Genomic DNA, 25,218 nt, shown 5'->3' on the forward strand with positions numbered 1-25,218 from the left:
GGCGCGGGGCGCGGGGCGCGGGGCGCGGGGCGCGGGGCGCGGGGCGCGGGGCGCGGGGCGCGGGGCGCGGGGCGCGGGGCGCGGGGCGCGGGGCGACGCGCCGTAGCGGCGTCGGACCTCGGCGGAAGGGGGTGGCTGTCGGTCGACGGAGCTAGGCTTGTCGTCGCGCCCCCCCGTCCGGCTGGACGAGGGGCCGCCGTCGTGTGCGTCGACTCCCCGGGAAGGATTTCCCTTGCTCACCGGTCTGTTCACCGCCGCCCTGGCCGACCCCGGGCTGGCCCGGGCGCGTGACCTGGCGCGCTCCGGTGCCGCCCAGGTCGACGGCCTCGACATCACCGCCCCGGCGGCACTGCGCCCGTTCGCCGTCGCGGCGGTCGCCGCGGACCTCGACGGCGCCGGGCGACCGGTGCTGGCGGTGACCGCCACCACCCGGGAGGCCGACGACCTGGCCGCCGCGCTGGGTGGGTTGCTGCCGGCCGAGCAGGTGGTCGTCTTCCCCTCCTGGGAGACGCTGCCGCACGAGCGGCTGTCCCCCCGATCCGACACGGTCGGCCGGCGGCTGGCCGTGCTGCGTCGGCTGGCGCACCCGGAGGCTTCCGACGCCCACGGCGGCACCGGCCCACTGCGAGTGGTGGTGGCCCCGGTCCGTTCGCTGCTCCAGCCGCAGCTCAAGGGGCTCGGCGATCTGGAGCCGGTGCAGCTCGCCGCCGGCGAGGAGGCCGACCTGGAAGAGGTCGCCCGCCGGTTGATCGACATGGCGTACGCCCGGGTCGACCTGGTCACCAAGCGCGGCGAGTTCGCGGTGCGCGGCGGCATCCTCGACGTCTTCCCGCCCACCGACGAGCACCCGTCCCGGGTCGAGTTCTGGGGCGACGAGGTGGAGGAGATCCGCACCTTCGCCGTCGCCGACCAGCGGACCATCGAGCAGGTAGCGCTGCTCTGGGCACCGCCCTGCCGCGAGCTGCTGCTCACCCCGGCCGTCCGCGACCGGGCCGCCGCGCTCGCCGAGCAGCACCCCGAGCTGGCCGAGATCCTCGACAAGCTGGCCGAGGGCATTCCGGTGGAGGGGATGGAGTCGCTGGCCCCGGTGCTGGTCGGCCCCGACTCGCTTGAGCTGCTGCTGGACGCCATGCCGGCCGGCACCCACGTCCTGCTCTGCGACCCGGAGCGGATCCGCACGCGGGCGCACGACCTGGTTCGTACATCGGAAGAGTTCTTGCAGGCCAGCTGGGCTGCCGCCGCGGTCGGCGGCCAGGCCCCGGTGGACGTCGGCGCCGCCGCCTTCCGCACCCTCGGCGAGGTACGCGCCGCCGCGGGCAAGCTCGGTCAGCCGTGGTGGACGCTGTCCCCGTTCGGATTGGTGGAGGGGGAGACCGCCGAGGCGCGGCAGCCCTGGGAGGACGCGCCGGAACAGGCCGCCGTCACCCCGGACGACGCCATCGCGGTGACCCTCGCCGCCCAACCGGCGCCGCTCTATCACGGCGAGACCTCGCGGGTGGTGGAGGACCTCAAGCGCTGGGCCGGCGAGGGTTGGTCGATCGCGCTGGTCTTCGAGGGGCACGGCCCCGCCCAGCGGGCGGTGGAGGTGCTGCGCGACGCCGGCCTGGGTGCCCGGTTGACCGAGGAGGTGCCGACCGCGCCCGTCCCCGGCGAGCTGGTGGTCACCTGCGGCGCGCTGAGCAGCGGGTTCGTCGACGAGGCGTCCCGCTTCGTGCTGCTCACCGGCAACGACGTGACCGGCGGTCGGGGCACCTCGACGCGGGACATGCGCAAGATGCCGAGCCGGCGGCGCAACACCATCGACCCGTTGGAGTTGAAGACCGGCGACCACGTGGTGCACGAGCAGCACGGCATCGGCCGCTACGTCGAGCTGGTGCAGCGCACCGTCAACGGCGCCAGCCGGGAATACCTCGTCATCGAGTACGCGGCCAGCAAGCGGGGCCAGCCCGGCGACCGGTTGTTCGTCCCGACCGACCAGCTCGACCAGCTCTCCCGCTACGTGGGCGGCGAACAGCCGACCCTGCACAAGATGGGCGGCTCGGACTGGCAGAAGTCCAAGGCCCGGGCCCGCAAGGCGGTCCGGGAGATCGCCGCGCAGCTCATCCAGCTCTACGCCGCCCGCAAGGCGTCCAAGGGGCACTCGTTCGGCCCGGACACCCCGTGGCAGCGGGAGCTGGAGGACGCCTTCCCCTGGCAGGAGACGCCGGACCAGCTCGCCGCGATCGACGAAGTCAAGCGGGACATGGAGCAGACCGTCCCGATGGACCGGCTGATCTGCGGTGATGTCGGCTACGGCAAGACCGAGATCGCGGTCCGGGCGGCGTTCAAGGCGGTGCAGGACGGCAAGCAGGTGGCGGTGCTGGTGCCGACCACCCTGCTGGTTCAGCAGCACTACAACACGTTCGCCGAGCGGATGAGCCAGTTCCCGGTCGAGATCCGGCAGCTGTCCCGGTTCCAGACGGCGAAGGAGACCGAGCGCACGATGGAGATGGTCGCCGACGGCACCGTCGACATCGTCATCGGTACGCACCGGCTGTTGCAGACGGCGACCCGCTTCAAGCAGCTGGGTCTGGTGGTCGTGGACGAGGAGCAGCGCTTCGGTGTCGAGCACAAGGAGCATCTGAAGACGCTGCGCGCGTCGGTCGACGTGCTCAGCATGTCGGCCACCCCGATCCCGCGCACCCTGGAGATGGCGATCACCGGCATCCGGGAGATGTCCACCATCGCCACCCCGCCGGAGGAGCGGCACCCGGTGCTCACCTTCGTCGGCGCGCAGGACGACCGGCAGGTGGCCGCGTCCATCCACCGTGAGCTGCTCCGCGACGGGCAGGTCTTCTACCTGCACAACCGGGTCGAGTCGATCGACCGGGCGGCACGCCGGCTGCGGGAGCTGGTGCCCGAGGCGCGGGTCGCGGTGGCGCACGGCCAGATGGGCGAGGACGCCCTGGAGAAGGTCATGGTCGGCTTCTGGGAGAAGGAGTTCGACGTCCTGGTCTGCACCACGATCGTCGAGTCGGGCATCGACATCCCGAACGCCAACACGCTGATCGTGGAGCGGGCCGACCTGCTCGGCCTGGCCCAGCTGCACCAGATCAGGGGCCGGGTCGGCCGGGGCCGGGAGCGGGCGTACGCCTACTTCCTCTACCCGCCGGAGAAGCCGCTCACCGAGCACGCCCACGAGCGGTTGGCGACCATCGCCCAGCACACCGAGTTGGGCGCCGGCATGTACGTGGCGATGAAGGACCTGGAGATCCGGGGCGCCGGCAACCTGCTCGGTGGCGAGCAGTCCGGGCACATCGAGGGCGTCGGCTTCGACCTGTACGTGCGGATGGTCGGCGAGGCGGTCTCCGCGTTCAAGGGTGAGCGGCCGGAGGAGGAGACCGACGTCAAGATCGACCTGCCGGTCGACGCGCACCTGCCACACGACTATGTGAGCGTGGAGCGGCTGCGCCTGGAGATGTACCGCAAGCTCGCCGAGGCGCGCGACGAGGAGCGGCTAGGCGAGGTGATCGCCGAGATGACCGACCGGTACGGCGAGCCGCCGGCCCCGGTGCAGAACCTCGTGGAGGTGGCCCGGTTCCGTCTGCTGGCCCGCCGCTACGGCCTGTCCGACGTGTCCATGCAGGGCAAGCACGTACGGTTCGGCCCGCTGCCCCTACCGGACTCGAAGCAGTTGCGGCTCAAGCGCTACCACCCGGATGCCGTCTACAAGCAGGCCACCGACCAGGTCAGCGTGCCCCGACCGACCACCCGTCGGATCGGTGGGGAGCCACTGCGTGACCAGGCGTTGCTCCAGTGGTGTGCGCAGCTGCTCTCCGATGTGCTCGGTGCTCCCGCCCCCCTCGTCGTCGCCGCGAGCGCCTGAGCCGGCGGTGTGCTCTCGACCAGGGGCGGTCAGCGCGTCGACGCCGTCCCTGGTCGTGGGATGAGCGAAGGTGGGGGGTGTCACAACCGGGGGTGACGGCGTGAGAGAGTGACGGCTATGCGTGCTCGCCGTCTTGCCGCCGTCGCCACTGTGGCGCTCGGCCTCGTCGCCCTCTCCGGTTGCCGTGCTGAGCCTGGTATCGCCGCTTACATCGGTGACCAGCGCATCACCGACGTTCAGGTCTCCACCGCGATGAAGGACCTGCGGACGAAGAACCCGGCGCCGGAGTCGTCCGCCAGTGGGCAGCCCGGGGCGTCGCAACCGACCCTGCCCAAGGTGGCCGACGTGGTTCGGACCATGGTGCTGACCAAGGTGTGCGAGAAGCTCTCCGCCGAGAAGAACTACCAGCCGCGCGGCCAGGTGGCGGCCGACCAGGCTGCCCAGCAGCTCGGTCTCGACCCGGCGACCGGGCACGTGCGGGAGGTGGCGAAGCTCTTCACCTGCCTGTCCGGGTTGCCGGCCGAGCCGGTCGAGCCGACCAAGGAGGAGATCGCCGACGTGATCGCCGCCGGTCGTGCGGCCGGCAAGATCCCCGCTGAGGTGACCGACGAGGCCGCGGCCCAGCAGCTCGACGGCGAGCAGCTGCGCGGCGCGCTGGCGACCAAGAGGATCCTGGCCGAGGCGGCCGGTCGTTACGACGTCACTGTCAGCCCTCGGTACCGTCCGCTTGAGTTCCCGCTGCTCAGCTTCGCCGACAACGCCCCCGCGGTGAGCGTGCCGTTGGGTGAGCCGGGCTCCGACGCGGTCACCGACATTTCCACCCCGGAGGGGCCGACCGGGGCGCCGGAGGCCGAGGGCACGGCCAGCTGAGCATGACGGCACGGATCGTCCTCCTGGTCACCTCACCCCGGTTGCCCGCCGGTCTGTTGACGGCTGCGGCCTGGGACGTCGTACGCCAGCACCCGGTGTTGGCCGGCGCGGACAGCGAGTTGACCACGGCCGTTCGCCAGGCGGGCGCCGAGGTCACAGTGGTGGACGGCCCGGCGACGCAGCCGTTGCTGGACGCGGTGGCGACGCACGGCACCGTGGTGTGGCTGGCCGGTCCGGCGGGTGACGAGGCGTTGGCCCGGGAGTTGGGTCTGCGGCTGGCCCGGCAGCCGGGGTTGGCCGAGATGGAGTTGATGTACGGCTCGTGGGATCCGCCGGGTGCCCGGCTGCTCGACGCGGTGGCCGTGCTGGATCGACTGGCCTCTCCGGGTGGTGACCCGTGGAAGCGGGCGCAGACGCACCGCAGCCTCGCCGGTTACCTGCTGGAGGAGAGCTACGAGGCGTACGACGCGATCAGCGCCGACGACACCGACGCGCTGCGCGAGGAGTTGGGCGACGTGTTGTTGCAGGTGGTGCTGCACGCACGGCTCGCCGAGGAGTTGCCCGAGGACGAGCGGTGGACCATCGACGACGTGGCCGGTGGCCTGGTCGACAAGATGATCCGGCGTAATCCGCACGTCTTCGCCGGTGCCGAGGCGGGCACCCTGGAGGAGATCACCGAGAACTGGGAGCGGATCAAGCGCGCCGAGAAGGCACGCGACTCGGTGCTGGACGGCGTGGCCCTGAGCCAGCCCGCCCTGGCCCTGGCCGCGCAGATCCTGAAGCGCGCCGCCCGCAGGGGCATCGAGGTCCCACCGCCGTTGGCAGACACCCAGGTGGACGCCGAAGCAAGGTTGGGCGCGAGCCTCCTGGCCACGGTAGCTGCGGCCCGCGAGGCGGGCATCGACCCGGAAGCTGCCCTGCGCCGCGCCACCCTGGCCTACGCAGAGGCCATCCGAACCGCCGAAACCCCACCCGCCGAAACCCCCACCCCCGAACCCCCAGACCGACGTTGATCATGAAGTTGTTGCCACGACACACCGAGGTCGACGGCAATAACTTCATGATCGACGTAACAGGTGGCAGTGGGTGGGGCGGTCGGTAGGGTGGGCCGGGTGGAGGCGTTTGGGGTGCTGGCTGAGCGGGTTGTCGAGGCACTGCTGGAGTCGCGGCCGGGGGTTGCCACCGCCGCGGGTGACCACCGGTTCGACGACCGGCTGCCGGATCTGTCCGCCGACGGGTTGACCGCCGATCGGGCGATGCTCTCCGACGCGGCCAACGCACTGTCCGAACTGGACCCGGACTCGCTCGACGTCGACGAACAGGTCGACCACGCCCTGCTCACCTCATTCGTGGACCGGGAGCTGTTCGAGCTGACCGAGATCCGCTCGCACGAGTGGGATCCGCTGCGGCACAACCCCGGCCCGCTGCTGCACCCGTTGCTGGCCCGCCCGTACGCCCCCGCTGACGTGCGGCTGACCCACCTTGCTGGCCGGCTCGCCGCCGTACCGGACGCCCTCGCCACCGCCCGCGCGACGCTGCGGGACATGCCACGCATCCACGCGGAGACGGCCGTCGGGCAGTTCACCGGTACGGCCGCGCTGATCCGCGACGAGCTACCGGCACTGCTCGCCCAGGCGCCGGGCCACCTCGACCGGGTCGAGCCGGCGGCCACCGCCGCGATCGCCGCGCTGGACGAGTTCGTCGCCTGGCTGCGCACCGGCCTGGCCGCCGACGCCGGCCCCGGCCGTGACCCGCGACTGGGCCGGCGCCGCTGGGAGGCCCGGCTCTGGCACACCCTCGACACCGAGTTGGGCGCCGCCGAGATCCAGCGTCGCGCCTGGGCCAACCTGGACCGCGTCACCGCGGAGATCCGCGAGGCGGCCGTCGAGCTGGTCGGTGGCCCGGCCGACGACGCGACGGTACTTCGGGCGTTGGACCTGCTCGCCGCCGAGCACCCGAACGACGCGACGATCGTCGAGCTGGCCGGGGTGACACTGGACGAGGCGACCGACTTCGTCCGCGCACACGACCTGGTCACAGTGGTCGACGACCGGTGCGTCATCCAGGAGATGCCGGAGTTCGCCAGGGGGGTCGCGGTGGCGTACTGCGACGCGCCCGGCCCGCTGGAGACCGCCGTCGTGCCGACCTTCTACTGCATCGCGCCCACCCCGTCGGACTGGTCCGCGCAGCGGGTCGAGTCGTTCTACCGCGAGTACAACGACCACATGATCCGCAACCTGACGGTGCACGAGGCGATGCCGGGGCACTTCCTCCAGCTCGCCCACGCCCGCCGCTACGTCGGTGGCACCCGGGTTCGCGCGTTGGCCGAGTCCGGCCCGTTCATCGAGGGCTGGGCGGTCTACGCGGAGGAGATGATGACGGGGCTCGGCTTCGGCGGTCTGCCGGTGCGGTTGCAGCAGCTCAAGATGCAGCTGCGGATGACCATCAACGCGTTGCTCGACCAGTTGGTGCACGCCGAGGACCTGCCCGAGGCCGAGGCGATGGCGTTGATGACCGGGCGCGGCTTCCAGGAGGAGGGCGAGGCGGCCGGCAAGTGGCGGCGCGCCCAACTGACCTCCACCCAGCTCTCCACCTACTTCGTCGGGTACGACGAGGTGGCCGAGATCGCCGCCGCCCGCCCGGACGGCGTGTCGGTCCGCGACTGGCACGACGCGATGCTCGCCCACGACTGCCCGCCCCCGCGCCACCTGCGCACCCTGCTCGGTCTCTGAGGAGAAACGCCGGGCCGCGCGGGTTTCAGCGCCGCCCGGCGGTCACCGTCGCGTCGATCAACCAGCGCGAGATGGAGTACGCGGGCGGCAGTTGCGCCGGCTCGACCGGTGGACCGGTCACGAGCCGCCGGGGCGGCGGTCGACGACATCGGCGCCGGTGGGTGGTTCGAACGCGCCCTCGTCGACGGCTGCGGAGTAGTTGCTCATCGCCAGCTCCATCGGCTTGCCGTCGACCGGTCCGGTGAAGCTGCCGAGCACGCCCTCGGTGGTCACGCAGGCGGTGAAGTCGCCGGACGACGAGCTCTGCACCGCGACGCAGGCGGCGTGGTGCCCGGCGACTGTGGTGTCACTCTGCTTGATGACCGCCTGTGGGTCGAGCGCGGCGGCGGTGAGCAGCCCGACCACCACCGGCGGCGTGACGAGGCCCTGCTGGTTGGCCTCGCCGAACAGCGTCACAGTGGGCTTGCTGCCGGGGGTGGGCGGCGTGATCAGCGTGCACTGCGGGCGGGCGCTGGTCGTCGTGCACCGGGTGATGGCCTCCGGGGTGACGGTGAGCTGCCCTCCCGGATAGGTGTACGTGGATCGCGCCGGGTCCTGCGCCTGCACGATCGCGGCGCGTTGGCCACCGGGCAACTGGTAGTCGGCCGAGTAGGTCAACTCCAGTGCCCGATCGAGCCGGGCGGCGAGGTCGTTGACGAGTTGCGAGCGGCCCATGGCAACTCCGGCGTCCTCGAATGTCTGACAGCCGGTGACCGTGAGCGACGCGATGACCGACACGGCGAGCATGCGGAGGGTGGTCGAGGCGGCGGGCATGGCGACCAGCCTGGTGGATCTGGTCCGCGCAGCGCAAACCCGTTGCCGGTTGACGCCCGGAAATCCGGGAATGTCCGTCAGTGCGGGGCGGCTCGGGTGCGCGGGCGACGCCGTGCCGTTTCCCGTGGCCCGATACGCTGCGTTCAACACCTGCCTCAGCCGCACCGTCGCGGCCCACCCACGGACCGGATCACAACAACGAGGAGCGACTTAGTGGCAACCATCGAGGGAATCGTCGCCCGGGAGATTCTCGACTCGCGGGGCAACCCCACGGTCGAGGTCGAGGTCGGCCTGGACGACGGCACGGTGGCTCGCGCCGCGGTGCCCTCCGGCGCCTCCACCGGCGCGTTCGAGGCGATCGAGCTGCGCGACGGTGACGCCGACCGCTACCAGGGCAAGGGCGTGGAGAAGGCGGTCTCCAACGTCGAAGACAAGATCGTCGACCAGATCATCGGGTACGAGGCCAGCGAGCAGCGGCTGATCGACCAGAAGATGCTCGACATCGACGGCACCGACAGCAAGTCGGAGCTGGGCGCGAACGCCATCCTCGGGGTCTCCCTGGCGGTGGCGAAGGCCGCTGCCGGCAGCGCCGAGCTGAGCCTCTTCCGCTACCTGGGCGGCCCGAACGCGCACCTCCTGCCCGTGCCGATGATGAACATCCTCAACGGTGGCGCGCACGCCGACTCGAACGTCGACATCCAGGAATTCATGATCGCGCCGATCGGCGCGCCCACCTTCCGGGAGGCGCTGCGCTCGGGCGCGGAGGTCTACCACGCGCTGAAGTCGGTGCTGAAGAAGAAGGGCCTGTCGACGGGCCTCGGTGACGAGGGTGGCTTCGCGCCGAACCTGCCGACCAACGCGGCGGCTCTGGACCTGATCGCCGAGGCGGTCGAGAAGGCCGGCTACCGGCTCGGCACCGACATCGTGTTCGCGCTCGACGTGGCGGCCACGGAGTTCTTCGACAACGGCACCTACACCTTCGAGGGTGCCGCGAAGTCCGCCGAGGACATGAGCACCTACTACACCAAGCTGGCCGACGAGTACCCGATCGTGTCGATCGAGGACCCGCTGGCCGAGGACGACTGGAGCGGCTGGCAGACGCTGACCGCCTCGATCGGCGACCGGGTGCAGATCGTCGGTGACGACCTGTTCGTCACCAACCCGCAGCGCATCGCCCGGGGCATCGCGGAGAAGTCCGCGAACGCGGTCCTCGTCAAGGTCAACCAGATCGGCTCGCTGACCGAGACCCTGGACGCGGTGGACCTGGCCCACCGGGCCGGCTTCAAGTGCATGATGAGCCACCGCTCCGGCGAGACCGAGGACACCACCATCGCCGACCTGGCGGTGGCCACCGGCTGCGGCCAGATCAAGACCGGCGCCCCGGCCCGCTCGGACCGTGTCGCCAAGTACAACCAGCTGCTCCGGATCGAGGAGGAGCTGGCCGACGCGGCGCGCTACGCCGGCGCTGGCGCGTTCCCGCGCTACCGTTCGGCCTGAGACGCACGAAGCCTCGGGGGAGGGGTGTGACGATGCAGCAGCGCCGCACACCGGGTGGTCAGCGTCCCGCCCGCCGGCCGGGTCAGTCCGGCCGGCCGGGCGGTGGGCGTGCCACGCGGGGATCGGTCCGGGAGGCCGGCGTACGCGCCGAGCCGCGCGCCGCCGGTCGCGCGCCGGGTGCTGCCCGTGGCGCCGAAGGGGTGCGCTCCGCGAATCGTCCCGCCGCCGCTCGGCGTACCGCTGCCGCTGGTTCGGTGAAGCGGCTCGCCGCACCCCACCCCCGTCGCTTCACCGGCCGGGCCACGGTGCTGTTCGCGGTCTTGATCGCGCTCGCTCTGGCCTACACCTATCCGGTCCGGGTCTACCTGGACCAGCAGGCCGACATCGAGCGGATGGAGGCGGCCCAGGCGGTGCAGGAACGCGAGATCGCCAAGCTGGCCGCCGAGGCTGCCAACTGGAAAGACGACGAGTACATCAAGACGCAGGCTCGGGAGCGGTTCTTCATGGGCGAGCCGGGCGAGAAGATAATGGTGGTCCTGCACGACCCGGAGGGCGCGGCCCGGGACGCCGGGAAGTCGACCGGTTCGGCCCCGCCAGCCGGGCCGGTGACCTGGTACGACACGCTCTGGTCGAGCGTGCGGGCGGCTGACAGCCAGCAGCCGGGCCAGTGATCCACCGACCAGCACACCAGGAAAGATGGGCACCGTGACTGTCGTACCACCGTCGGAGCCGGCTGCGGATTCCGTTCCCCTGCCGCAGCGCGAGCCGGCCACCGAGGCCGACCTGGCCGCGGTGGCCGCGCAGCTCGGCCGGACGCCCCGAGGCACCCGCGCGGTGGCCCACCGGTGCCCGTGTGGCCTTCCCGACGTGGTGGAGACGACCCCCCGCCTCGCTGACGGCACCCCGTTCCCGACGCTCTACTACCTGACCTGCCCCCGGGCCACCGCCGCGTGCAGCCGACTGGAGTCGGCGGGGCTGATGAAGGAGATGGCGGACCGGCTGACGACGGATCCGGAGTTGGCCGCCCACTACCGTGCGGCGCACGAGGACTACCTCACCCGCCGGGAGGCGATCGGCGAGGTGCCGGAGATAGCCGGCATCTCGGCCGGTGGGATGCCGGGCCGGGTGAAGTGTCTGCACGTGCACCTGGGTCACGCGTTGGGTGCTGGCCCCGGGGTGAACCCGTTCGGCGACGAGACGTTGGAGCTGGTCGAGCCCTGGTGGTCGGCGGGGCCGTGCGTGGACGTGCCGGCGGCGGAATGAGCACGCAGGCGGCGGATCAGATCACCGTACGGCGGGCCCGCACCGGGGACGTGCGGGGCATCCGGCGACTCGTCGACACCTACACCGACGACCGGCGGCTGCTGAGCAAGGCCACCGTCACCCTCTTCGAGCAGGTGCAGGAGTTCCGGGTCGCGGTCCGGGCCGAGGACGACGTGGTGGTGGGCTGCGGCGCGCTGCACGTCATGTGGGAGGACCTGGCCGAGATCCGCACGGTGGCGGTCGACCCGTCCTGTCGGGGCCGGCGCATCGGTCAGCGGCTGGTCGGTGAGCTGATCGACGCGGCCCGCGAGCTGGGCGTGGCGCGGATCTTCGTGCTCACCTTCGAGACCCGGTTCTTCGGCTCGTTCGGTTTCCGCGAGATCGACGGCGCTCCGGTGCCGCAACCGGTCTACGAGCAGTTGCTGCGCTCGTACGACGAGGGTGTCGCGGAGTTCCTGGACCTGGAGCGGGTCAAGCCGAACACGCTGGGCAACACCCGGATGCTGCTGCGCCTGTAGGTCAGGCTTTGCGGGGGTGGGCGGCGAAGAACTCCCACATCAGGTCCGTGGCGGACAGCCCCGCGGAGGATGCGGCGAGTTGGCCCGATGTCGCTCCCGGCCAACTGTGACCCATGTCGGCGATCGTGTAGACGCTGACCTCGCTGCCGTCCGCGCAGCCCGCCACCGTGTGCGTCACCCCCGGCACCCCGGACGCCTTCGGGCTCGGCCGGCAGTTGAGCCTCTGCTGCCAGGTCTGCATGCCGGCCTGGAAGGTCGAGGCGTAGCGGTCCTGGCCGCCGATGAAGGTGATCACGGAGACCGGGCTCTTCGGCACGTAACTGTCGGCGGTGGTCAGGTTTCCGCTGTATCCACCGCTGACCACCCCGATCGCGGCGAACGTGCCGGTGCTCTCCACCGCCGCCCGGAAGCTCATGTCGCCGCCGTTCGAGATGCCGGTGAGGAACACCCGGTTCGGGTCCGCGTGCCAGGTCTGCACCAGATGGTCGGTGAGGGCCTTGAGGAAGCCGACGTCGTCCTCGCTTCCGCAGCAGATCAGCGCGTTGAAGCCGCCGCCCCGCCCGTCGGGGTAGGCGACCAGCACGTTGTCAGTGTCGGCTCTGGCGTCCAGGCCCGCCAGCTCCCGCATCGACGATCCAAGGCCGGGATAGAAGTGCAGCGCGATGACCAGCGCGGAGGGCCTGCCCGGGTCGTACCCCGGTGGCGCGTGCAGCAGGTAGGTGCGGTCGAGTCCGTTGTGCCGCAGGGTGAGCTGGTGGTCACCGGCCGCCGGTCGCTCGCTCGACGCGGACGGTGCGGCTGGTGGGGCCGACGAGGGTTGCCCCCGCTCACCACAAGCTGCGGCGACGATCATCAGGCAGAACCCCGTCAATACCGCCAGTGCTCGCCGCACGCCGGCCACCCCCCGTCGACCTCGCCGTCCACACTGGAGATCGTTCAGCCGCGGATCAACCCTTTCGGTCCTGGCCGAAGGCAGGCAGGCTGTTGCCATGCTTCGACTCCGGCTCGGGTCGGCCGACCTGTGCCGGGTGCGGTTCGCCGATCGGCTGCATCCGGTCGGGATCGCGCTGCTGGCTGGTCAGTGGCTGCGCGATCCCACTGTCGCGGCGATGGCGCCGACCCTGGCCGAGCGGGTGGCGGCGGCCGAGGGCACGGCTGCCGCCCAGGCTGCCACCGCGGTCCTGCGGCATCTGCTGCCCGACCGGGGACGGCTACCGGACTTCGTCACTCCCTTCGACGGCCTGGAGTCGGTGGAGGCCGGGCTGGAGGCGATCCGGGCCACCCCGGCGCGGCGGGTCCGCGCCGAGGTCACCCTCGCGTACGCGGACACGTCGGCCAGCCCACTGCGGCGGCGGTTCGCGGCGGCCGACCCGGAGGTGCTGGACCTGTTCGGCGGGGCCGTGCGGACCTGGTTCGACGCGGTGCTCGAACCGCACTGGGCCGAGCTGGTGTCCGCGTACCGTCAGCAGGTGACGTCCGCCAGCCAGCGGCTGGCGCAGCACGGCCTGGCCAGCCTCTTCGCCGGTCTGCACCCGGGGATCCGGTGGCGGGAGCCGGTGCTGGAGGTACGGACGTGGTGGGACGGTGATCTTCCCGGCACCGGCCACGGGATCATCCTGCTGCCCTCACCGTTGGCCGGGCCGCGGCCCCGGGTGCTCGTCGAGCAGGGTTACCCGATCCTGCTCGTCTACCCGGTGGTCATGCCCGTCCGCGGGGCTCCCGCCGACGACGATGCCCTCGGTCGACTGCTTGGCGTCACCCGGGCGCTGGTGCTGCGCCGACTGGCGACCGACGGGGGGTTGACCACCACAGTGTTGTCCCGGGCGGTCGGGATCAGTCTCTCCTCGGCCTCGGAACACGCCCGTGCGCTGCGGACCGCCGGTCTGGTGACCAGCGAGCGGGAGGGCGGGGCCGTCCGACACCACCTGACCTCCCTCGGTCTGGGGTTGTTGCGGGGCCCGTCGGGCGACCTGGGCGAGTAGTGGCCCACCGCCAACCAAGCCGCCGGGTGGCCGCCCGTCCTGCCGTAAGGTTGCTGCCGTGACGACGCGTGTGGCGGCCATCGACTGCGGGACCAACTCGATCCGACTGCTGGTCGCCGACCTGCCCGACGCCTCGGCCGGGCCGCAGGCACCGCTGGTCGACCTGACCCGGCGGATGGAGATCGTCCGGTTGGGGCAGGGCGTGGACCGCACCGGCCGACTGGCGCCGGAGGCGATCGAGCGGACCAGGGTGACGTTGGCGTCGTACGCCGCAGACATCGAGAAGCTGGGCGCGCAGCGGGTGCGGATGTGTGCCACCTCGGCGTCCCGCGACGCCGCCAACGCCGCCGACTTCACCGACATGGTGCGGGCCACTCTCGGTGTCGCGCCCGAGGTGGTCAGCGGCGACGAGGAGGCCCGGCTGTCGTTCACCGGCGCGGTGCGCGGGCTGCCTGCCGACGCCAAGGAGCCGTTCCTGGTCGTCGACATCGGCGGTGGTTCCACCGAGTTCGTGGTCGGTGACCGGGCCGCCGGGGTGCGGTCGGCGATCTCGGTGGACATCGGCTGCGTCCGGATGACCGAGCGGCACCTGCCCGGTGACCCGCCGACGCCCGAGCAGGTCGCGGCAGCGCAGGCCGACATCGCCGCGGTGGTGGACCGGGCGCTCGCCGTGGTGCCCGGTCGCGAGGCGGCCACCCTGGTCGGCCTCGCCGGGTCGGTCACCACTGTCGTCGCGCTCGCGCAGGGCCTGCGGGAGTACGACCCGGAGCGCATCCACCACGCCCGGGTGTCGTACGAGGAGGTCGCCCGGGTGACGGCGGAGCTGCTGGGTCAGACCCGTGCGCAGCGGTTGGCGAACCCGGTGATGCACCCGGGCCGCGCCGACGTGATCGGCGCCGGTGCGCTGGTGCTACGCGTGATCATGGAGCGGGCCGGGATGCCGTCGGTGGTCGCCTCGGAGCACGACATCCTGGACGGCATCGCCTGGAGCCTCCAGCCGACCACGCGCTGACGGCTTGATCGACTCGCCTTCATTGAAAACGCGGTGTCCGAGCGCCTCGGATGACCCGACTTCCTGAAAACCGAGTCGATCATCGCCGCGGGTCCGGTGCCGACCCGGCCGGGCTTCGCTTTAGTCCGTCGTCAGGTCGGGCCGGTGCTGCCGGACCCATTCCTCGACGTCGGTGCGCCGCCAGATCTGGCCCATCCGCAACACCTGATACGGAGCCGGGAAATCGCGTCGGGACGCAACTACGGAAGCCCGAGCGCGGGACACCCCGCCGAGCATGTCTCGTATTTCAGCGATCCCAACGAACTCGCCCATGGGTTGACGGTAGGTACCCTCGATTGTTCGACGATCGGTAACAGCGATAGGGGTTGACGATCGGCAACGGCAATAGCACGATCGAGGGATGTCGGCGTCGAATACCCCTCCGTCTCGCGACCGTCAGCGTCGTGCCGTACGCCCGCACCTGCCCATGCGGCCTCTCTGGCTCTGTCGAGTGTGTGCTGCTCCCTGGCCGTGTCAGCCGGCGCGACTGTTGCTGGTGATCGAGTATCGACGGGATCGGGTTGGCCTTAGCATCTACATGGCTGGCCTGCTCTTGGAGGCCACCGCAGACTTGATCAAGCTCAATCCGAATCCAGCCCCGTCCCCGGTCGACATGTTCGCCAGGTTCGTGGGCTGGACCGCGCGGGGGATTGCTCGCGATTCGATCGGCCCTGAACCGCCGGAACCGCCCTCGCGGGACGCTTGATCAACTCGTGCTCCTTGAAAACGCGGCGTCCCGGTGCCTCGGATGACCCGACCTCCTGAAAACCGAGTCGATCACCGCCGCGCGCGTCCGGTGCGGCCCGGCGTGTCGGAGCTGATTCGTTGACGGTACTGCGCATTGCGCACTACTGTGCAATCCGTGGACACCACACAGTTGTTGAAGGGCGTGCTTGATCTGGCCGTCCTGGCCGTGCTCCGAGAGGAGGACGGTTACGGCTACGACATCCTGCGCCGGCTGCGCGAGGCCGGCCTGGAGGAGGTCGGTGACGCCTCGGTCTACGGGACGCTGCGCCGCCTCTTCGCCGCCGGCCTGCTCACCACCTACGTCGTGCCGAGCGAATCCGGGCCGCACCGCAAGTACTACTCACTCAACGCGGCGGGGCGTGACCAGCTGACCCGCTCCGGCAAGCTCTGGCGCTCGTTCGCCACCACAATGGACACCTTGCTCGACGATCGGGGGTTGGCGGCATGACCGTCGCGGAGCAGGAGATCACCGACTATGTGGCGCGGGTCCGGGCCGCTCTGGCCGACCTGCCGTCCGGGCAACGCGACGAGTTGACCGAGGATCTCGCCGACCACCTCACCGAGGTCGCCGCCGAGTCCGAGGGCACCCTGGTCGAGCGGTTGGGCGAGCCCGAGACGTACGCCGCCGAGCTGCGCGCCGCGTCCGGCGCGGCACCGGGCAGCGGGCGCAACCTCGACCAGCGGGTGGCGAGCGCGATGGCCCGGGTCCGCGGCCGGCTGCGCACCGTTGACACCCGGCTCGGCCCACCCCTGGGGTACGAGACGGCCAGCGACTTCCTCCGACTGTTGCGCCCGGCCTGGTGGGTGCTGCGCGGCTATCTGGCGGCGATGCTGGTCACCGTGATCACCACCGGTGGCGAATTCGGGCTCCTGCCGAGGTTCGGCGGTGAGCTGCTGGCTGGCCTGATCATGCTGATCGGCTTCGTGCTCGGCTCCATCTGGATCGGTCGTAGTTCGGCCCAGCTGACCCGCTGGCCGCGCTCGGCCGTGCAGGTCGCCAGCGTGGTGCTGGTGGTCTTCGCGTTCGCCGCGCTGATCCAGGCCGAGGACCGGATGCGTTACGGCGACTACGGCTACGACCCGACCGCTGTCGACAGCCAGTACGACCGGGTCAGGGACGTCTTCGTCTACGACAGCGAGGGCCGCCTGGTGGAGAACGCCCGGCTCTTCGACCAGAACGGCAATCCGATCCGGCTCGGCTACCCGGACTGCTCGGAAGACGCCTACGTGAACCAGGCGCTGCGGGCGTACCCGTACTGTCCGGAGCAGGCGCCCTTCGTGCCACGTGCGCCGGGCGCGCCTCTCCCGGCCGTGTCACCGGCAACCACGCCGGACCCGAGCGGCACTGTGGACCCGACCAGCCCACCGGAGCCCAGCGGCACGTCGGAGCCGGGCGGCACGGCCGGGCACACCGGGCCACCGCTGCCGACCGGTACGGCCACCGACGTGCCGTCGAGCGGAACGCCAACCCCCACCCCGACGAGCTGAACCACGGTGTGAACTGGATCATGCGGCTGATGCTGGGAAATGGCTGAACGGACGAGGCGAGCGGGACGGCACCGGAAATCAATGATCGTTACGGTGTCGTCTGCTCATCAACCCCTCGGAAGGAACCCCCGTGCCAGAGCAGGTCGCACCGCCCCCCGCGCCCGACGCCGCAAACCCTGAGCCGGCCGTCGAGACGCCGCAAGCGGCCGCGCCGCAGCCTGCCGTGCCCCAGCAGCGGTCGGTCGAGCCGGAGCCGGCTGCCGCGACGCCTGTCGCCGCCGAGGCGCCGCAAGCCGCCGAGACGCCCCAGCCGGCCGGGACGCCGCAAGCCGCCGAGACGCCGCAAGAGGCCGGGACGCCCCAGACCCCCGAGACGCCCCAGACCCCCGAGACGCCGCAAGAGGCCGGCACGCCGGCGACCGGGACGCCGCAAGCCGCCGAGATTCAGGCGGCCGAGACGTCGCAGGCGACCGAGCCGAAGGCGGAGAAGTCCGGTGCGAAGAAGGTCCTCGGCATCGTCGGTGCGATCCTCGTCGTCGTCGTCATCGCCGGCCTGAAGTTCGGTGTCGCCTCGGCGATCGGCAACTTCTTCAACAAGGACGCGACGGCGGACGCCAAGACCGGCGACTGCATCGCCGAGCTGCCCGAGGTCACCGGCACCGAGCAGGAGGAGGTCGACGGCGCCAAGGTCGTGGCGTGCACCTCCACCGACGCGGCGTACAACGTGGTCGGTCGGGTGGACGGCCAGAGCGAGGCGCAGGCGAAGGCCGACACCACCTGCACCCAGTTCTTCAAGGAAGGCCAGGAGGGGTACATCTTCTCCAGCATCGAGCCGGGCAAGACGGGCTACGTGCTCTGCCTGACCAAGAAGGTCTGACCACAGCGGTAGCTGGACATCGACGGCGGCGGGGGCAGACCCCGCCGCCGTCGGCGTACCCCGAGTCACCGGGGGGCGAACGGGAGGTGAATGCCACTGTTCCGGCGTCTTCCCGAGGGCCGCGTGGCGTGGCAGGCTACCGGCACGTAGGACCACTGGGCGACCAGCCAACGATGACTGACCGCTAGGAGGACGGCCCATGGGCGAAATGGTGAGCTACCGCAGCAACGGGGGCGCGAGCGAGGGGTATCTCGCGATACCCGCCAGCGGCACGGCCAGCCCCGCCGTCATCGTCATTCAGGAATGGTGGGGTCTGGTCCCGCACATCCGGTCGGTGGCGGACCGGTTCGCCGATGCCGGTTTCGTCGCCCTCGCCCCGGACTTCTACCACGGTGAGACGACCAGCGAGCCGGACGAGGCGCAGCGGCTCCTGCTGGCGATGCGGATGGACGAGGCGGCGAAGGACATCGCCGGAGCGGCCGACTATCTCGCCGGGCGGCCCGAGGTCACCGGTAAGGTCGGTGCCGTGGGCTTCTGCGCTGGTGGCAGCCTGGCCCTCTGGTCGGCGACCATCTCCGAGCGGATCGTCGCGACCGCCGGTTTCTATCCCGTGCTGCCGTGGGAGTCGATGCGTCCCGACTGGGCCGACTACGCCGGCAAGGCGGCTGTCATCCACTGCTCCGAAGAAGACGGCACCTCGGCCGCCGAGGGCGTGCAGACCGCCCGGCGGGCCATCGAGGAGGCCGGCGGCGACTGCCACCTCTACGACTACCCGGGCACCTCGCACGCCTTCTTCAACGACGACCGGCCGGAGGCGTTCGACCAGCGCGCCGCTGCCAGTGCCTGGGCCCGCACCCTGGAACTCTTCCGGGCCAAGCTTGGCTGAGACACGTACCCCCGCACAGGTGGTCGCCCGCGCAGCGCGGGCGACCGACCTGGTCGACCTCGACGCGGCGGTGAGCGACTGCTTCGCCTGCCCGCGGCTGGTGCAGTGGCGGGAGGACGTCGCCCGCACCCGCCGGGCCGCCTTCCGCGACCAGGAGTACTGGGGTCGACCGGTGCCGGGCTTCGGCACCGGTGACGCCCGGATCGCCATCCTCGGGTTGGCGCCTGCCGCGCACGGTGGCAACCGCACCGGCCGGATCTTCACCGGCGATCGCTCGGGTGACGTGCTGTTCGCCGCGCTGCACCGGGCCGGGCTGGCCAACCAGCCGACCAGCGTCGCCGCCGACGACGGGCTCACGGTGCGCGACCTGCGGATCTTCTCGGCCGTCCGGTGTGCGCCTCCGGACAACAAGCCGACCCCACCGGAACGGGACACCTGCGCGCCCTGGCTGCATCGCGAGGTCACGATGATCCGGCCCACGCTGCGGGTCGTGGTCGCGCTGGGCGCGTTCGCCTGGGCCGCGTGGTGGCCGGTGCTCCGTGCGGTGTACGGGCAGCGCCCGCCCAGCCCGCGACCGGCGTTCGGTCATGGGGCACACTGGTCCGGCACGAACGCCCCGGACTTGCTCGGCTGCTACCACGTCAGTCAGCAGAACACCTTCACCGGGCGGTTGACACCAGAGATGTTGGACGATGTCTTCGGCCAGGCCAAACAGCTGGCCGGAGTGGACTGAGGCGACGCGTGGGGTGGTGGCGATGACCGACGGAACACGCCCGCCCACACCGGTATCGTCCGCCGAGCCGGGTGTGCTGCGGCCGGTGCTCGGCCTGCTGCGCCGGTGGTGGCCGGTCGGCGCGGTCGCGGCCCTGCTCGCCGGTGCCGCGCTGGCGTCCGCCCACTCGTCGATCGGGGCCAGTCGCATCCCGCCGGCCGCGGACAACGTGCCGTGGGTTCCCGAGTACCCGACCGTCGAGCCGTCGCCGTCCATCCCGATCGAGCCCCGCGACGCCGGCGAGGCCACCCAGGCGCACATCCCGCAGTGGGTCGGCACCGTGGCTGTGGTCCTGCTCGGTCTGGCCATCCTCGCCGCGCTCGGCTACCTCAGCTGGGTCCTGATCCGGGGAGCGCTGCGCCGCACCACCCGGGCACTACCGGCGCAGCGGGCCCGCCGTACCGCCGAGGGCACAGCCCGCGAGGTGGTCGCCGCCCTCGACGCCGGCCTGGTGGAGCTCGACGACCACGACACCGACCCCCGGGTGGCGGTGATCGCCTGCTGGGTGCGCCTGGAGGAGACCGCCGCCGCGGCCGGTGTGCCGAGGCTCGCCGGGGACACCCCCACCGACCTGGTCAGCCGACTGTTGCAGGGTGACCCGGCGGCGGGCGTGCCTGCCATCGCCAGCACCGATGTGCTGGCCGAGTTCGCGCACGTCTACCGGGAGGCCCGCTACGCCACCCACCCGGTCGGCGAACGCACCCGGGACCAGGCCCGCGCGGCGCTCGGTCGGCTGCGCGGAGAGCTCACCGCGGCGGTGACCTCATGAGCAGCACCAGCATCGACGATCTGCTCGCGTTCGAGGAGGAGGCCGCGCCGGTCGGTCCGCAGGCGCGCCCGTCCCGATGGCGTCCGGTGCTGCGCCTGATCGCGTGGGCCGCCGCGTTGGTAGCGGTCCTGCTGGTCGGCTTCCGCGCGGTGGGCCTCCAGGTCTCGCTTCCCGTACTGATCGCCGGGGTGCTCGCCGTGCTGGCGGTCCGCCGGGTCACCGCCCTGCTCGCGCCGCCACCTCCGCCGCCGCCGGGTCGCCGGGCCGGCGCGGGCGAGGAGGACGGCAGCTACAACTGGGGCGCCCGGGACGCGCTGCGTGGCGCGATCAACCAGTGGGAACGGCCCCTGGACTGGTCCTCGAACCGAACCGAACGTTTCACCGAGGTGGTCCTGCCCCGGATCGGTGAACTGGCCGACGAGCGGATGCGGCTGAAACACGGCGTCACCCGTGAGTTGGATCCCGCCCGCGCTCGCGTCCTGCTGGGTGACCGCCTGTGGACGTTCCTGGAGACCCCGCCTCGCCGCACCCCGTCGCCGCGCGATCTCGCGGTGATCGTCGCCGAACTGGAGAGCATCTGATGAACGACGTGGACCGGAGCATTGCCCCCGCCGAGGTCGGGCACCTGGCTCGGGCGGTCCTGGACGCGGTCGGCACCGTCGTGGTCGGCAAGCGGGACGCGTTGGAGCTCGTCCTCGCCGGCATCCTCGCGGGCGGGCACGTGCTCCTGGAGGACCTGCCAGGGCTCGGTAAGACACTCACCGCCCGCTCGTTCGCCCAGGCCCTGGGGTTGGACTTCCGTCGGTTGCAGTTCACTCCCGACCTGCTCCCCGCCGACGTCACCGGCTCCTTCCTGTACGACCAGCGCAACGGTGACTTCACCTTCCGGGCCGGCCCGGTCTTCACCAACCTGCTCCTCGCCGACGAGATCAACCGGACTCCGCCGAAGACCCAGTCCGCGCTGCTGGAGGCGATGCAGGAGAAGCAGGTGTCCGTCGAGGGTGTGACCTACAAGCTCGACGAGCCGTTCCACGTGTTGGCCACCGCCAACCCCATCGAGTACGAGGGCACCTACCCGCTGCCGGAGGCGCAGCTGGACCGGTTCCTGCTGCGGGTCTCGTTCGGTTACCCGCTGCACGAGGAGGAGTGGGAGGTGCTGCGCCGTCGGATGAGCCGTCGCCGGGAGGAGGCGGACATCAAGGCGGTGGTCGACGCGGCGACGCTGCGGGCCATGCAGGCCGCACTGGAGGACGTGGTCGTGGAGGACTCCATCGGCCGCTACATCGTGTCGCTCACCGCTGCCACCCGGGAGCACCCGTCGGTGCTGGTCGGGGCCTCCCCTCGCGGTTCGCTGGCGCTGCTGCTGCTGGCCCGGGTCCGCGCGGTGTTCGGCGGACGGGACTACGTGGTGCCGGAGGACGTCAAGTCGGTGGCGGCCCCCGCCCTGGCCCACCGGATCACCCTGCGCCCGGAGATGTGGTTGCGCCGGGTCGACCCGGCGTTCGTGGTGGGCGAGGTGCTGGAGGCGACTCCAGCCCCGGCCAGTGGCGCGCTGCCCAGCTACGCCGCCGGCGGGCCCCGGCACTGATGACCGGACCGACAGTGCCGACGGCCACCGAGGCGGAACCGGCTGCCGGCTGGGCGCCCACCCCGGCGCTCGGCCGCGCGGTGCTGCTCGCCGGCCTGCTGCTGGTGGCCGGGGTGCTGCTGGGCCGGGTGGACCTCATCGTGCTCGCCGCCCCGTTCGCGTTGGGCACCGCGTACGCGCTGCGTCGACGACCCACTGCGCTGCCACAGGTGTGGATCACCCAGGGTGACGGTGGGCCGCTGGTCGAGGGCGGTGACGTGGCTGCGGCGGTGAGCGTCGGCAACCCGGACACTGTCGACTACGACCTGGTGGTGACGCGTACCCGGGTGTCGCAGTGGCTGCGGATCGACCGGGCCGGCTTCGCCCGCGACGAGGCCGCCGACGACGGAGAGCCGAGCGCCGCCCCGGGAACCGGTGCGCCGGCGCCGGGCGACGGCAGGCGCCGATCCGTCGCGGACCGACCGTTCGTGACGTCGGTGCCGAGTGGCGCGGCGGTGGACCTGGAGCTGGCCGGCAAGGCCCTGCGCTGGGGCCGGCACCCGATCGGCCCCGCCGGTGCCCGGGTCGCCACGGCCGGGGGTCTGCTGGTCTCCCGGGCGGTGATCACCGAGCCGGTGCGGGTGCGGGTGTACCCCCGTACCGAGCCGTTCGAGGCGGTCGAGGCGATGCCCCGCGCCGCCGGCCTGGTCGGAGCGCACCACTCTCGCCGACCTGGAGAGGGCGGCGAACTCGCCGGCGTACGCGTCTTCGCTCCCGGTGACCGGCTGCGCCGGGTCGACTGGCGGGTCTCGTTGCGGACCCGGCAGCTGCACGTGGCCGCCACCCTCTCCGACCGGGACGCGGAGGTGGTGGTGCTGCTCGACGTGCTCGCCGAGGCGGGCCGCTCCGGTGGGGCGGATGGTGCCGCCTCGGTGTTGGACACCACGGTCCGGGCCACCGCCGCGATCGCCGAGCACTACCTGCACCGAGGTGATCGGGTCTCGCTGCTGGAGTACGGGCCGGCGGCCCGCCGGCTCCGGCCAGCCGGCGGACGGCGGCAGTACCTGACCGTCCTGGAATGGTTGCTCGACGTCCGCGTCCACGCGTCCGCGCACGAACCGTACGACCAGGTCTTCGGCCCGCAGTTGCTCTCGTCGGACGCGTTGGTGGTGGTGCTCACCCCGCTGCTTGACGAACGGTCAGCGCAGATGCTCGCCCGGTTGGCCCGTGGTGGGCGGTTCGTGGTGGCGGTCGACACGTTGCCGACCGACCTGGCGTCGCCGAAGGACCGGGGTTGGGCCGAGGTGGCGTACCGGCTGTGGCGCCTGGACCGGGAGACCATGATCGGGCAGCTCCGGGAGCATGGCGTACCGGTGGTGCGCTGGGCCGGTGCCGGCAGCCTGGACCAGGTTCTGCGGGACGTGGCCCGGTTGGCGACGGCTCCAAGGGTGGGTGGCCGGTGAGCGCGAGGAGTGAGCTTGCGAGCCCCGCAGTCGCGAACGGAAGGCGGGTGCGGTGAGCGCTCTGGTGGAGCGGGTTCGGGCGGCGCAGTACGCCGTCGCTCGCGTCAGCGTGGCCCCGCTGCTGGTCCGGGTGGGGATCTTCGTCATCGTGTTTGCCGGGTTCGCTCTGGCGTTCCCCGCGGAGGTGCTTTCCGGCCGGTCGATCTTCTTCCTGGCGGTGGCCGCCCTGTTGCCCGCGTTCGGGCCGCGCAAGGTCTGGACGACTTTCACGGCGTTGGTCACGGTGGGCGGGTGGCTGCTCGCCACCGACGGGTACGGCCGTCCGGTCGCCCTCTGGCGGCTGCTCGCCGTCGCGGCCCTGCTCTACCTGGGTCACACCCTCTGCGCGCTGGCCGCGTTGTTGCCCTATGACGCGATGGTCGACCCCGAGTTGATCACCAGGTGGTTGGTGCGGTCGTCGGCCGTGCTGTTGGGTTCCGCAGTGCTCGGAGTGCTGTTGTTGCAGGCGACGGGGACGGGCGGGGGTGCCGGACACCAGTGGGTGACAGTGCTGGGGCTGCTGATGGCGGTGGGGACGGCAGTGTTGCTGGGCTGGCTCCTGCGACGTCGGTGACCACTGCGATCCGAGGGTTACGCAGGTCACATGGGTTGTGCTCCGTCACAGATGGGGGCCGCGAGCGGGATTACCTGAGCCGGCCGGGGAAAGATAGACAACGTGAATCCGAAGCGGATCCTTGTGGTTGGTGCGGGGCACGTCGGTCTGTACGCGGCGCTGCGCCTGTCGAAGAAGCTCAGCTCCCGTGAGGCTGAGGTCATGGTGGTTGACCCCCAACCCCACATGACCTACCAGCCGTTCCTGCCCGAGGCGGCGGCGGGCAACATCTCCCCGCGGCACGCAGTGGTGCCGCTGCGACGGGAGTTGCGCCGGTGCAAGATGGTGGCCGGCACGGTCACGCGGATCGAGCACGACCGCAAGGTGGCCACCGTGCAGCCGATCAGCGGCCCGGCCCGGGAGATCACCTACGACCACGTGATCGTTGCCCCGGGTTCGGTCTCCCGCACCCTGCCGATCCCCGGTCTACACGAACAGGGCATCGGGTTCAAGACCATCGGCGAGGCGATCTACCTGCGCAACCACGTGCTGGATCGGCTCGACGTGGCGGCCGCCACGCCGGATCCGGACGTCCGCCGTTCGGCGCTGACCTTCACCTTCGTCGGCGGTGGGTACGCCGGCATCGAGGCGCTCGCCGAGATGGAGGACATGGCTCGCGACGCCCTGCGGTACTACCCGGAGCTCAAGCAGGACGAGGTCCGCTGGGTCCTGGTCGAGGCCACCCAGCGGGTGCTGCCCGAGGTCGACCGGGACATGGGTGCGTACACCGTGCAGCAGTTGATGAAGCGCGACATGGACATCCGGCTGGACACCCGCCTGGAGTCCTGCGTCGACGGGGTGGTGAAGCTCTCCGACGGTGACAGCTTCCGCTCCGACACGATCGTCTGGACCGCCGGTGTGAAGCCGTCGCCGATGCTGGACTCGACCGACTTCCCGCGCGACGACCGTCGACGGATCACCTGCCTGCCCACGCTCCAGGTGGTCGACGGTGACCAGGTGCTCGAGGGTGCCTGGAGCGCCGGGGACTGCGCCGCCGTGCCGGACCTGACCAAGGAGCCGGGCAACTTCTGCTCGCCGAGCGCTCAGCACGCGGTGCGCCAGGCCGCCCGGATGGCCGACAACATCGCGGCCGTGATTCGGGGTCGCGAGCCGGTGAACTACAAGCACAAGCACGTCGGCAGTGTGGCGAGCCTCGGCCTGCACAAGGGCGTGGCCCAGGTGTACGGGATCAAGATGACCGGTTGGCCGGCCTGGGTGATGCACCGGACGTACCACATGAGCCGGATCCCGTCGTTCAACCGGAAGGTCCGCGTGGTGGTGGACTGGTCGTTGGCGTTCTTCCTCAAGCGCGAGGTGGTGGCCCTGGGCCAGCTGCACGACCCGCGCGAGGAGTTCGTCGAGGCCTCCCAGCCGGTCGGCGCGCCCCGCGTCTGACCAGAGACAGA

At 71.6% G+C, this 25,218-nt stretch carries 24 protein-coding genes; 21 read left to right on the top strand and 3 right to left on the bottom strand.

All coding sequences use genetic code 11. The features are described 5' to 3' along the window. The first annotated feature begins 232 nt into the window (after positions 1 to 232). The 4 genes from mfd (at position 233) to ACFYPG_RS23985 (ending at position 7,467) form a co-directional block, all read left to right on the top strand. A complete protein-coding gene (mfd, locus tag ACFYPG_RS23970; RefSeq protein ID WP_387353948.1) occupies positions 233 to 3,865 on the top strand; it encodes a transcription-repair coupling factor in 3,633 nt (1,210 codons plus the stop codon). A gap of 117 nt (positions 3,866 to 3,982) precedes the next feature. Beyond that, a complete protein-coding gene (locus ACFYPG_RS23975) occupies positions 3,983 to 4,735 on the top strand; it encodes a hypothetical protein (RefSeq protein ID WP_387353949.1) in 753 nt (250 codons plus the stop codon). A 2-nt stretch (positions 4,736 to 4,737) separates the two neighbouring features. Further along, positions 4,738 to 5,748: a nucleoside triphosphate pyrophosphohydrolase gene (locus tag ACFYPG_RS23980; RefSeq protein WP_387353950.1), complete on the top strand. Its 1,011-nt coding sequence runs from the start codon at positions 4,738 to 4,740 to the stop codon at positions 5,746 to 5,748. A gap of 99 nt (positions 5,749 to 5,847) precedes the next feature. Further along, positions 5,848 to 7,467 (top strand): DUF885 domain-containing protein, encoded by a 1,620-nt coding sequence (locus ACFYPG_RS23985; RefSeq protein WP_387353951.1) that lies wholly within the window; start codon positions 5,848 to 5,850, stop codon positions 7,465 to 7,467. A gap of 117 nt (positions 7,468 to 7,584) precedes the next feature. On the opposite strand, the gene ACFYPG_RS23990 is transcribed toward ACFYPG_RS23985, so the two are convergent. Next, on the bottom strand, positions 7,585 to 8,280 hold the full coding sequence (locus ACFYPG_RS23990) for a hypothetical protein (protein ID WP_387353952.1): 696 nt from the start codon (positions 8,278 to 8,280) through the stop codon (positions 7,585 to 7,587). A gap of 213 nt (positions 8,281 to 8,493) precedes the next feature. On the opposite strand from ACFYPG_RS23990, the gene eno reads away from it, so the two are divergent. Genes eno through ACFYPG_RS24010 form a run of 4 tightly spaced genes read left to right on the top strand, consistent with a single transcriptional unit; the run spans position 8,494 to position 11,558 of the window. Further along, a complete protein-coding gene (gene eno / locus ACFYPG_RS23995) occupies positions 8,494 to 9,777 on the top strand; it encodes a phosphopyruvate hydratase (RefSeq protein ID WP_269681111.1) in 1,284 nt (427 codons plus the stop codon). 32 nt (positions 9,778 to 9,809) lie between these two features. After that, entirely contained in the window at positions 9,810 to 10,448 is a 639-nt protein-coding gene (locus ACFYPG_RS24000; protein WP_387354230.1) for a septum formation initiator family protein, read from the top strand. Positions 10,449 to 10,482: 34 nt separating this feature from the next. Next, on the top strand, positions 10,483 to 11,040 hold the full coding sequence (locus ACFYPG_RS24005; RefSeq protein ID WP_124861646.1) for a DUF501 domain-containing protein: 558 nt from the start codon (positions 10,483 to 10,485) through the stop codon (positions 11,038 to 11,040). Beyond that, positions 11,037 to 11,558 carry an amino-acid N-acetyltransferase gene (locus ACFYPG_RS24010; protein WP_355005656.1) on the top strand — a complete coding sequence of 174 codons (522 nt, stop codon included), beginning with the start codon at positions 11,037 to 11,039 and terminating at the stop codon, positions 11,556 to 11,558. Before ACFYPG_RS24005 ends, ACFYPG_RS24010 begins: the two co-directional genes overlap by 4 nt. A gap of 1 nt (position 11,559) precedes the next feature. Here ACFYPG_RS24010 and ACFYPG_RS24015 read toward each other — a convergent pair whose 3' ends face one another. Next, the gene (locus tag ACFYPG_RS24015) at positions 11,560 to 12,450 is read right to left on the bottom strand and encodes an alpha/beta hydrolase family esterase (RefSeq protein ID WP_387353953.1); all 891 of its coding nucleotides are present in this window, start codon (positions 12,448 to 12,450) and stop codon (positions 11,560 to 11,562) included. A 97-nt stretch (positions 12,451 to 12,547) separates the two neighbouring features. Here ACFYPG_RS24015 and ACFYPG_RS24020 point away from each other — a divergent pair, with 97 nt between their 5' ends. Continuing rightward, the gene (locus ACFYPG_RS24020; RefSeq protein WP_387353954.1) at positions 12,548 to 13,540 is read left to right on the top strand and encodes an ArsR/SmtB family transcription factor; all 993 of its coding nucleotides are present in this window, start codon (positions 12,548 to 12,550) and stop codon (positions 13,538 to 13,540) included. Positions 13,541 to 13,610: 70 nt separating this feature from the next. After that, positions 13,611 to 14,552, top strand: a complete 942-nt coding sequence (locus ACFYPG_RS24025) for an exopolyphosphatase (protein WP_387354231.1) — start codon at positions 13,611 to 13,613, stop codon at positions 14,550 to 14,552. 120 nt (positions 14,553 to 14,672) lie between these two features. Here the strand turns inward: ACFYPG_RS24025 and ACFYPG_RS24030 are convergent, their stop codons facing one another. Then, the gene (locus ACFYPG_RS24030; protein ID WP_355005653.1) at positions 14,673 to 14,864 is read right to left on the bottom strand and encodes a hypothetical protein; all 192 of its coding nucleotides are present in this window, start codon (positions 14,862 to 14,864) and stop codon (positions 14,673 to 14,675) included. Positions 14,865 to 15,453: 589 nt separating this feature from the next. Here ACFYPG_RS24030 and ACFYPG_RS24035 point away from each other — a divergent pair. From ACFYPG_RS24035 to ACFYPG_RS24085, 11 genes are all read left to right on the top strand, one after another. Next, positions 15,454 to 15,786 carry a PadR family transcriptional regulator gene (locus tag ACFYPG_RS24035; RefSeq protein WP_088986312.1) on the top strand — a complete coding sequence of 111 codons (333 nt, stop codon included), beginning with the start codon at positions 15,454 to 15,456 and terminating at the stop codon, positions 15,784 to 15,786. Continuing rightward, on the top strand, positions 15,783 to 16,826 hold the full coding sequence (locus ACFYPG_RS24040) for an HAAS signaling domain-containing protein (protein ID WP_355005652.1): 1,044 nt from the start codon (positions 15,783 to 15,785) through the stop codon (positions 16,824 to 16,826). The genes ACFYPG_RS24035 and ACFYPG_RS24040 overlap by 4 nt, the downstream gene beginning before the upstream one ends. A gap of 130 nt (positions 16,827 to 16,956) precedes the next feature. Continuing rightward, positions 16,957 to 17,703, top strand: a complete 747-nt coding sequence (locus ACFYPG_RS24045) for a hypothetical protein (RefSeq protein WP_387353955.1) — start codon at positions 16,957 to 16,959, stop codon at positions 17,701 to 17,703. Between the two features lie 199 nt (positions 17,704 to 17,902). After that, the gene (locus ACFYPG_RS24050; RefSeq protein WP_387353956.1) at positions 17,903 to 18,589 is read left to right on the top strand and encodes a dienelactone hydrolase family protein; all 687 of its coding nucleotides are present in this window, start codon (positions 17,903 to 17,905) and stop codon (positions 18,587 to 18,589) included. Between the two features lie 19 nt (positions 18,590 to 18,608). After that, positions 18,609 to 19,322, top strand: a complete 714-nt coding sequence (locus ACFYPG_RS24055; RefSeq protein WP_387353957.1) for a uracil-DNA glycosylase — start codon at positions 18,609 to 18,611, stop codon at positions 19,320 to 19,322. 22 nt (positions 19,323 to 19,344) lie between these two features. After that, the gene (locus ACFYPG_RS24060; RefSeq protein WP_355005648.1) at positions 19,345 to 20,130 is read left to right on the top strand and encodes a DUF4129 domain-containing protein; all 786 of its coding nucleotides are present in this window, start codon (positions 19,345 to 19,347) and stop codon (positions 20,128 to 20,130) included. Next, positions 20,127 to 20,711, top strand: a complete 585-nt coding sequence (locus ACFYPG_RS24065) for a hypothetical protein (RefSeq protein ID WP_387353958.1) — start codon at positions 20,127 to 20,129, stop codon at positions 20,709 to 20,711. The genes ACFYPG_RS24060 and ACFYPG_RS24065 overlap by 4 nt, the downstream gene beginning before the upstream one ends. Beyond that, positions 20,711 to 21,718, top strand: coding sequence for an AAA family ATPase (locus ACFYPG_RS24070; RefSeq protein ID WP_387353959.1), 1,008 nt, complete (start codon positions 20,711 to 20,713; stop codon positions 21,716 to 21,718). The genes ACFYPG_RS24065 and ACFYPG_RS24070 overlap by 1 nt, the downstream gene beginning before the upstream one ends. Next, positions 21,718 to 23,160, top strand: coding sequence for a DUF58 domain-containing protein (locus tag ACFYPG_RS24075; protein WP_387353960.1), 1,443 nt, complete (start codon positions 21,718 to 21,720; stop codon positions 23,158 to 23,160). Before ACFYPG_RS24070 ends, ACFYPG_RS24075 begins: the two co-directional genes overlap by 1 nt. Positions 23,161 to 23,212: 52 nt before the next feature. Continuing rightward, complete coding sequence (locus ACFYPG_RS24080) at positions 23,213 to 23,773, top strand: hypothetical protein (RefSeq protein WP_357264588.1); 561 nt, start codon at positions 23,213 to 23,215, stop codon at positions 23,771 to 23,773. 102 nt (positions 23,774 to 23,875) lie between these two features. Beyond that, positions 23,876 to 25,207, top strand: a complete 1,332-nt coding sequence (locus ACFYPG_RS24085) for an NAD(P)/FAD-dependent oxidoreductase (protein ID WP_387353961.1) — start codon at positions 23,876 to 23,878, stop codon at positions 25,205 to 25,207. The last annotated feature ends 11 nt before the right edge of the window (positions 25,208 to 25,218 follow it).

Source organism: Micromonospora sp. NPDC005553 (assembly GCF_042871765.1).
Taxonomy (GTDB): Bacteria; Actinomycetota; Actinomycetes; order Mycobacteriales; family Micromonosporaceae; genus Micromonospora.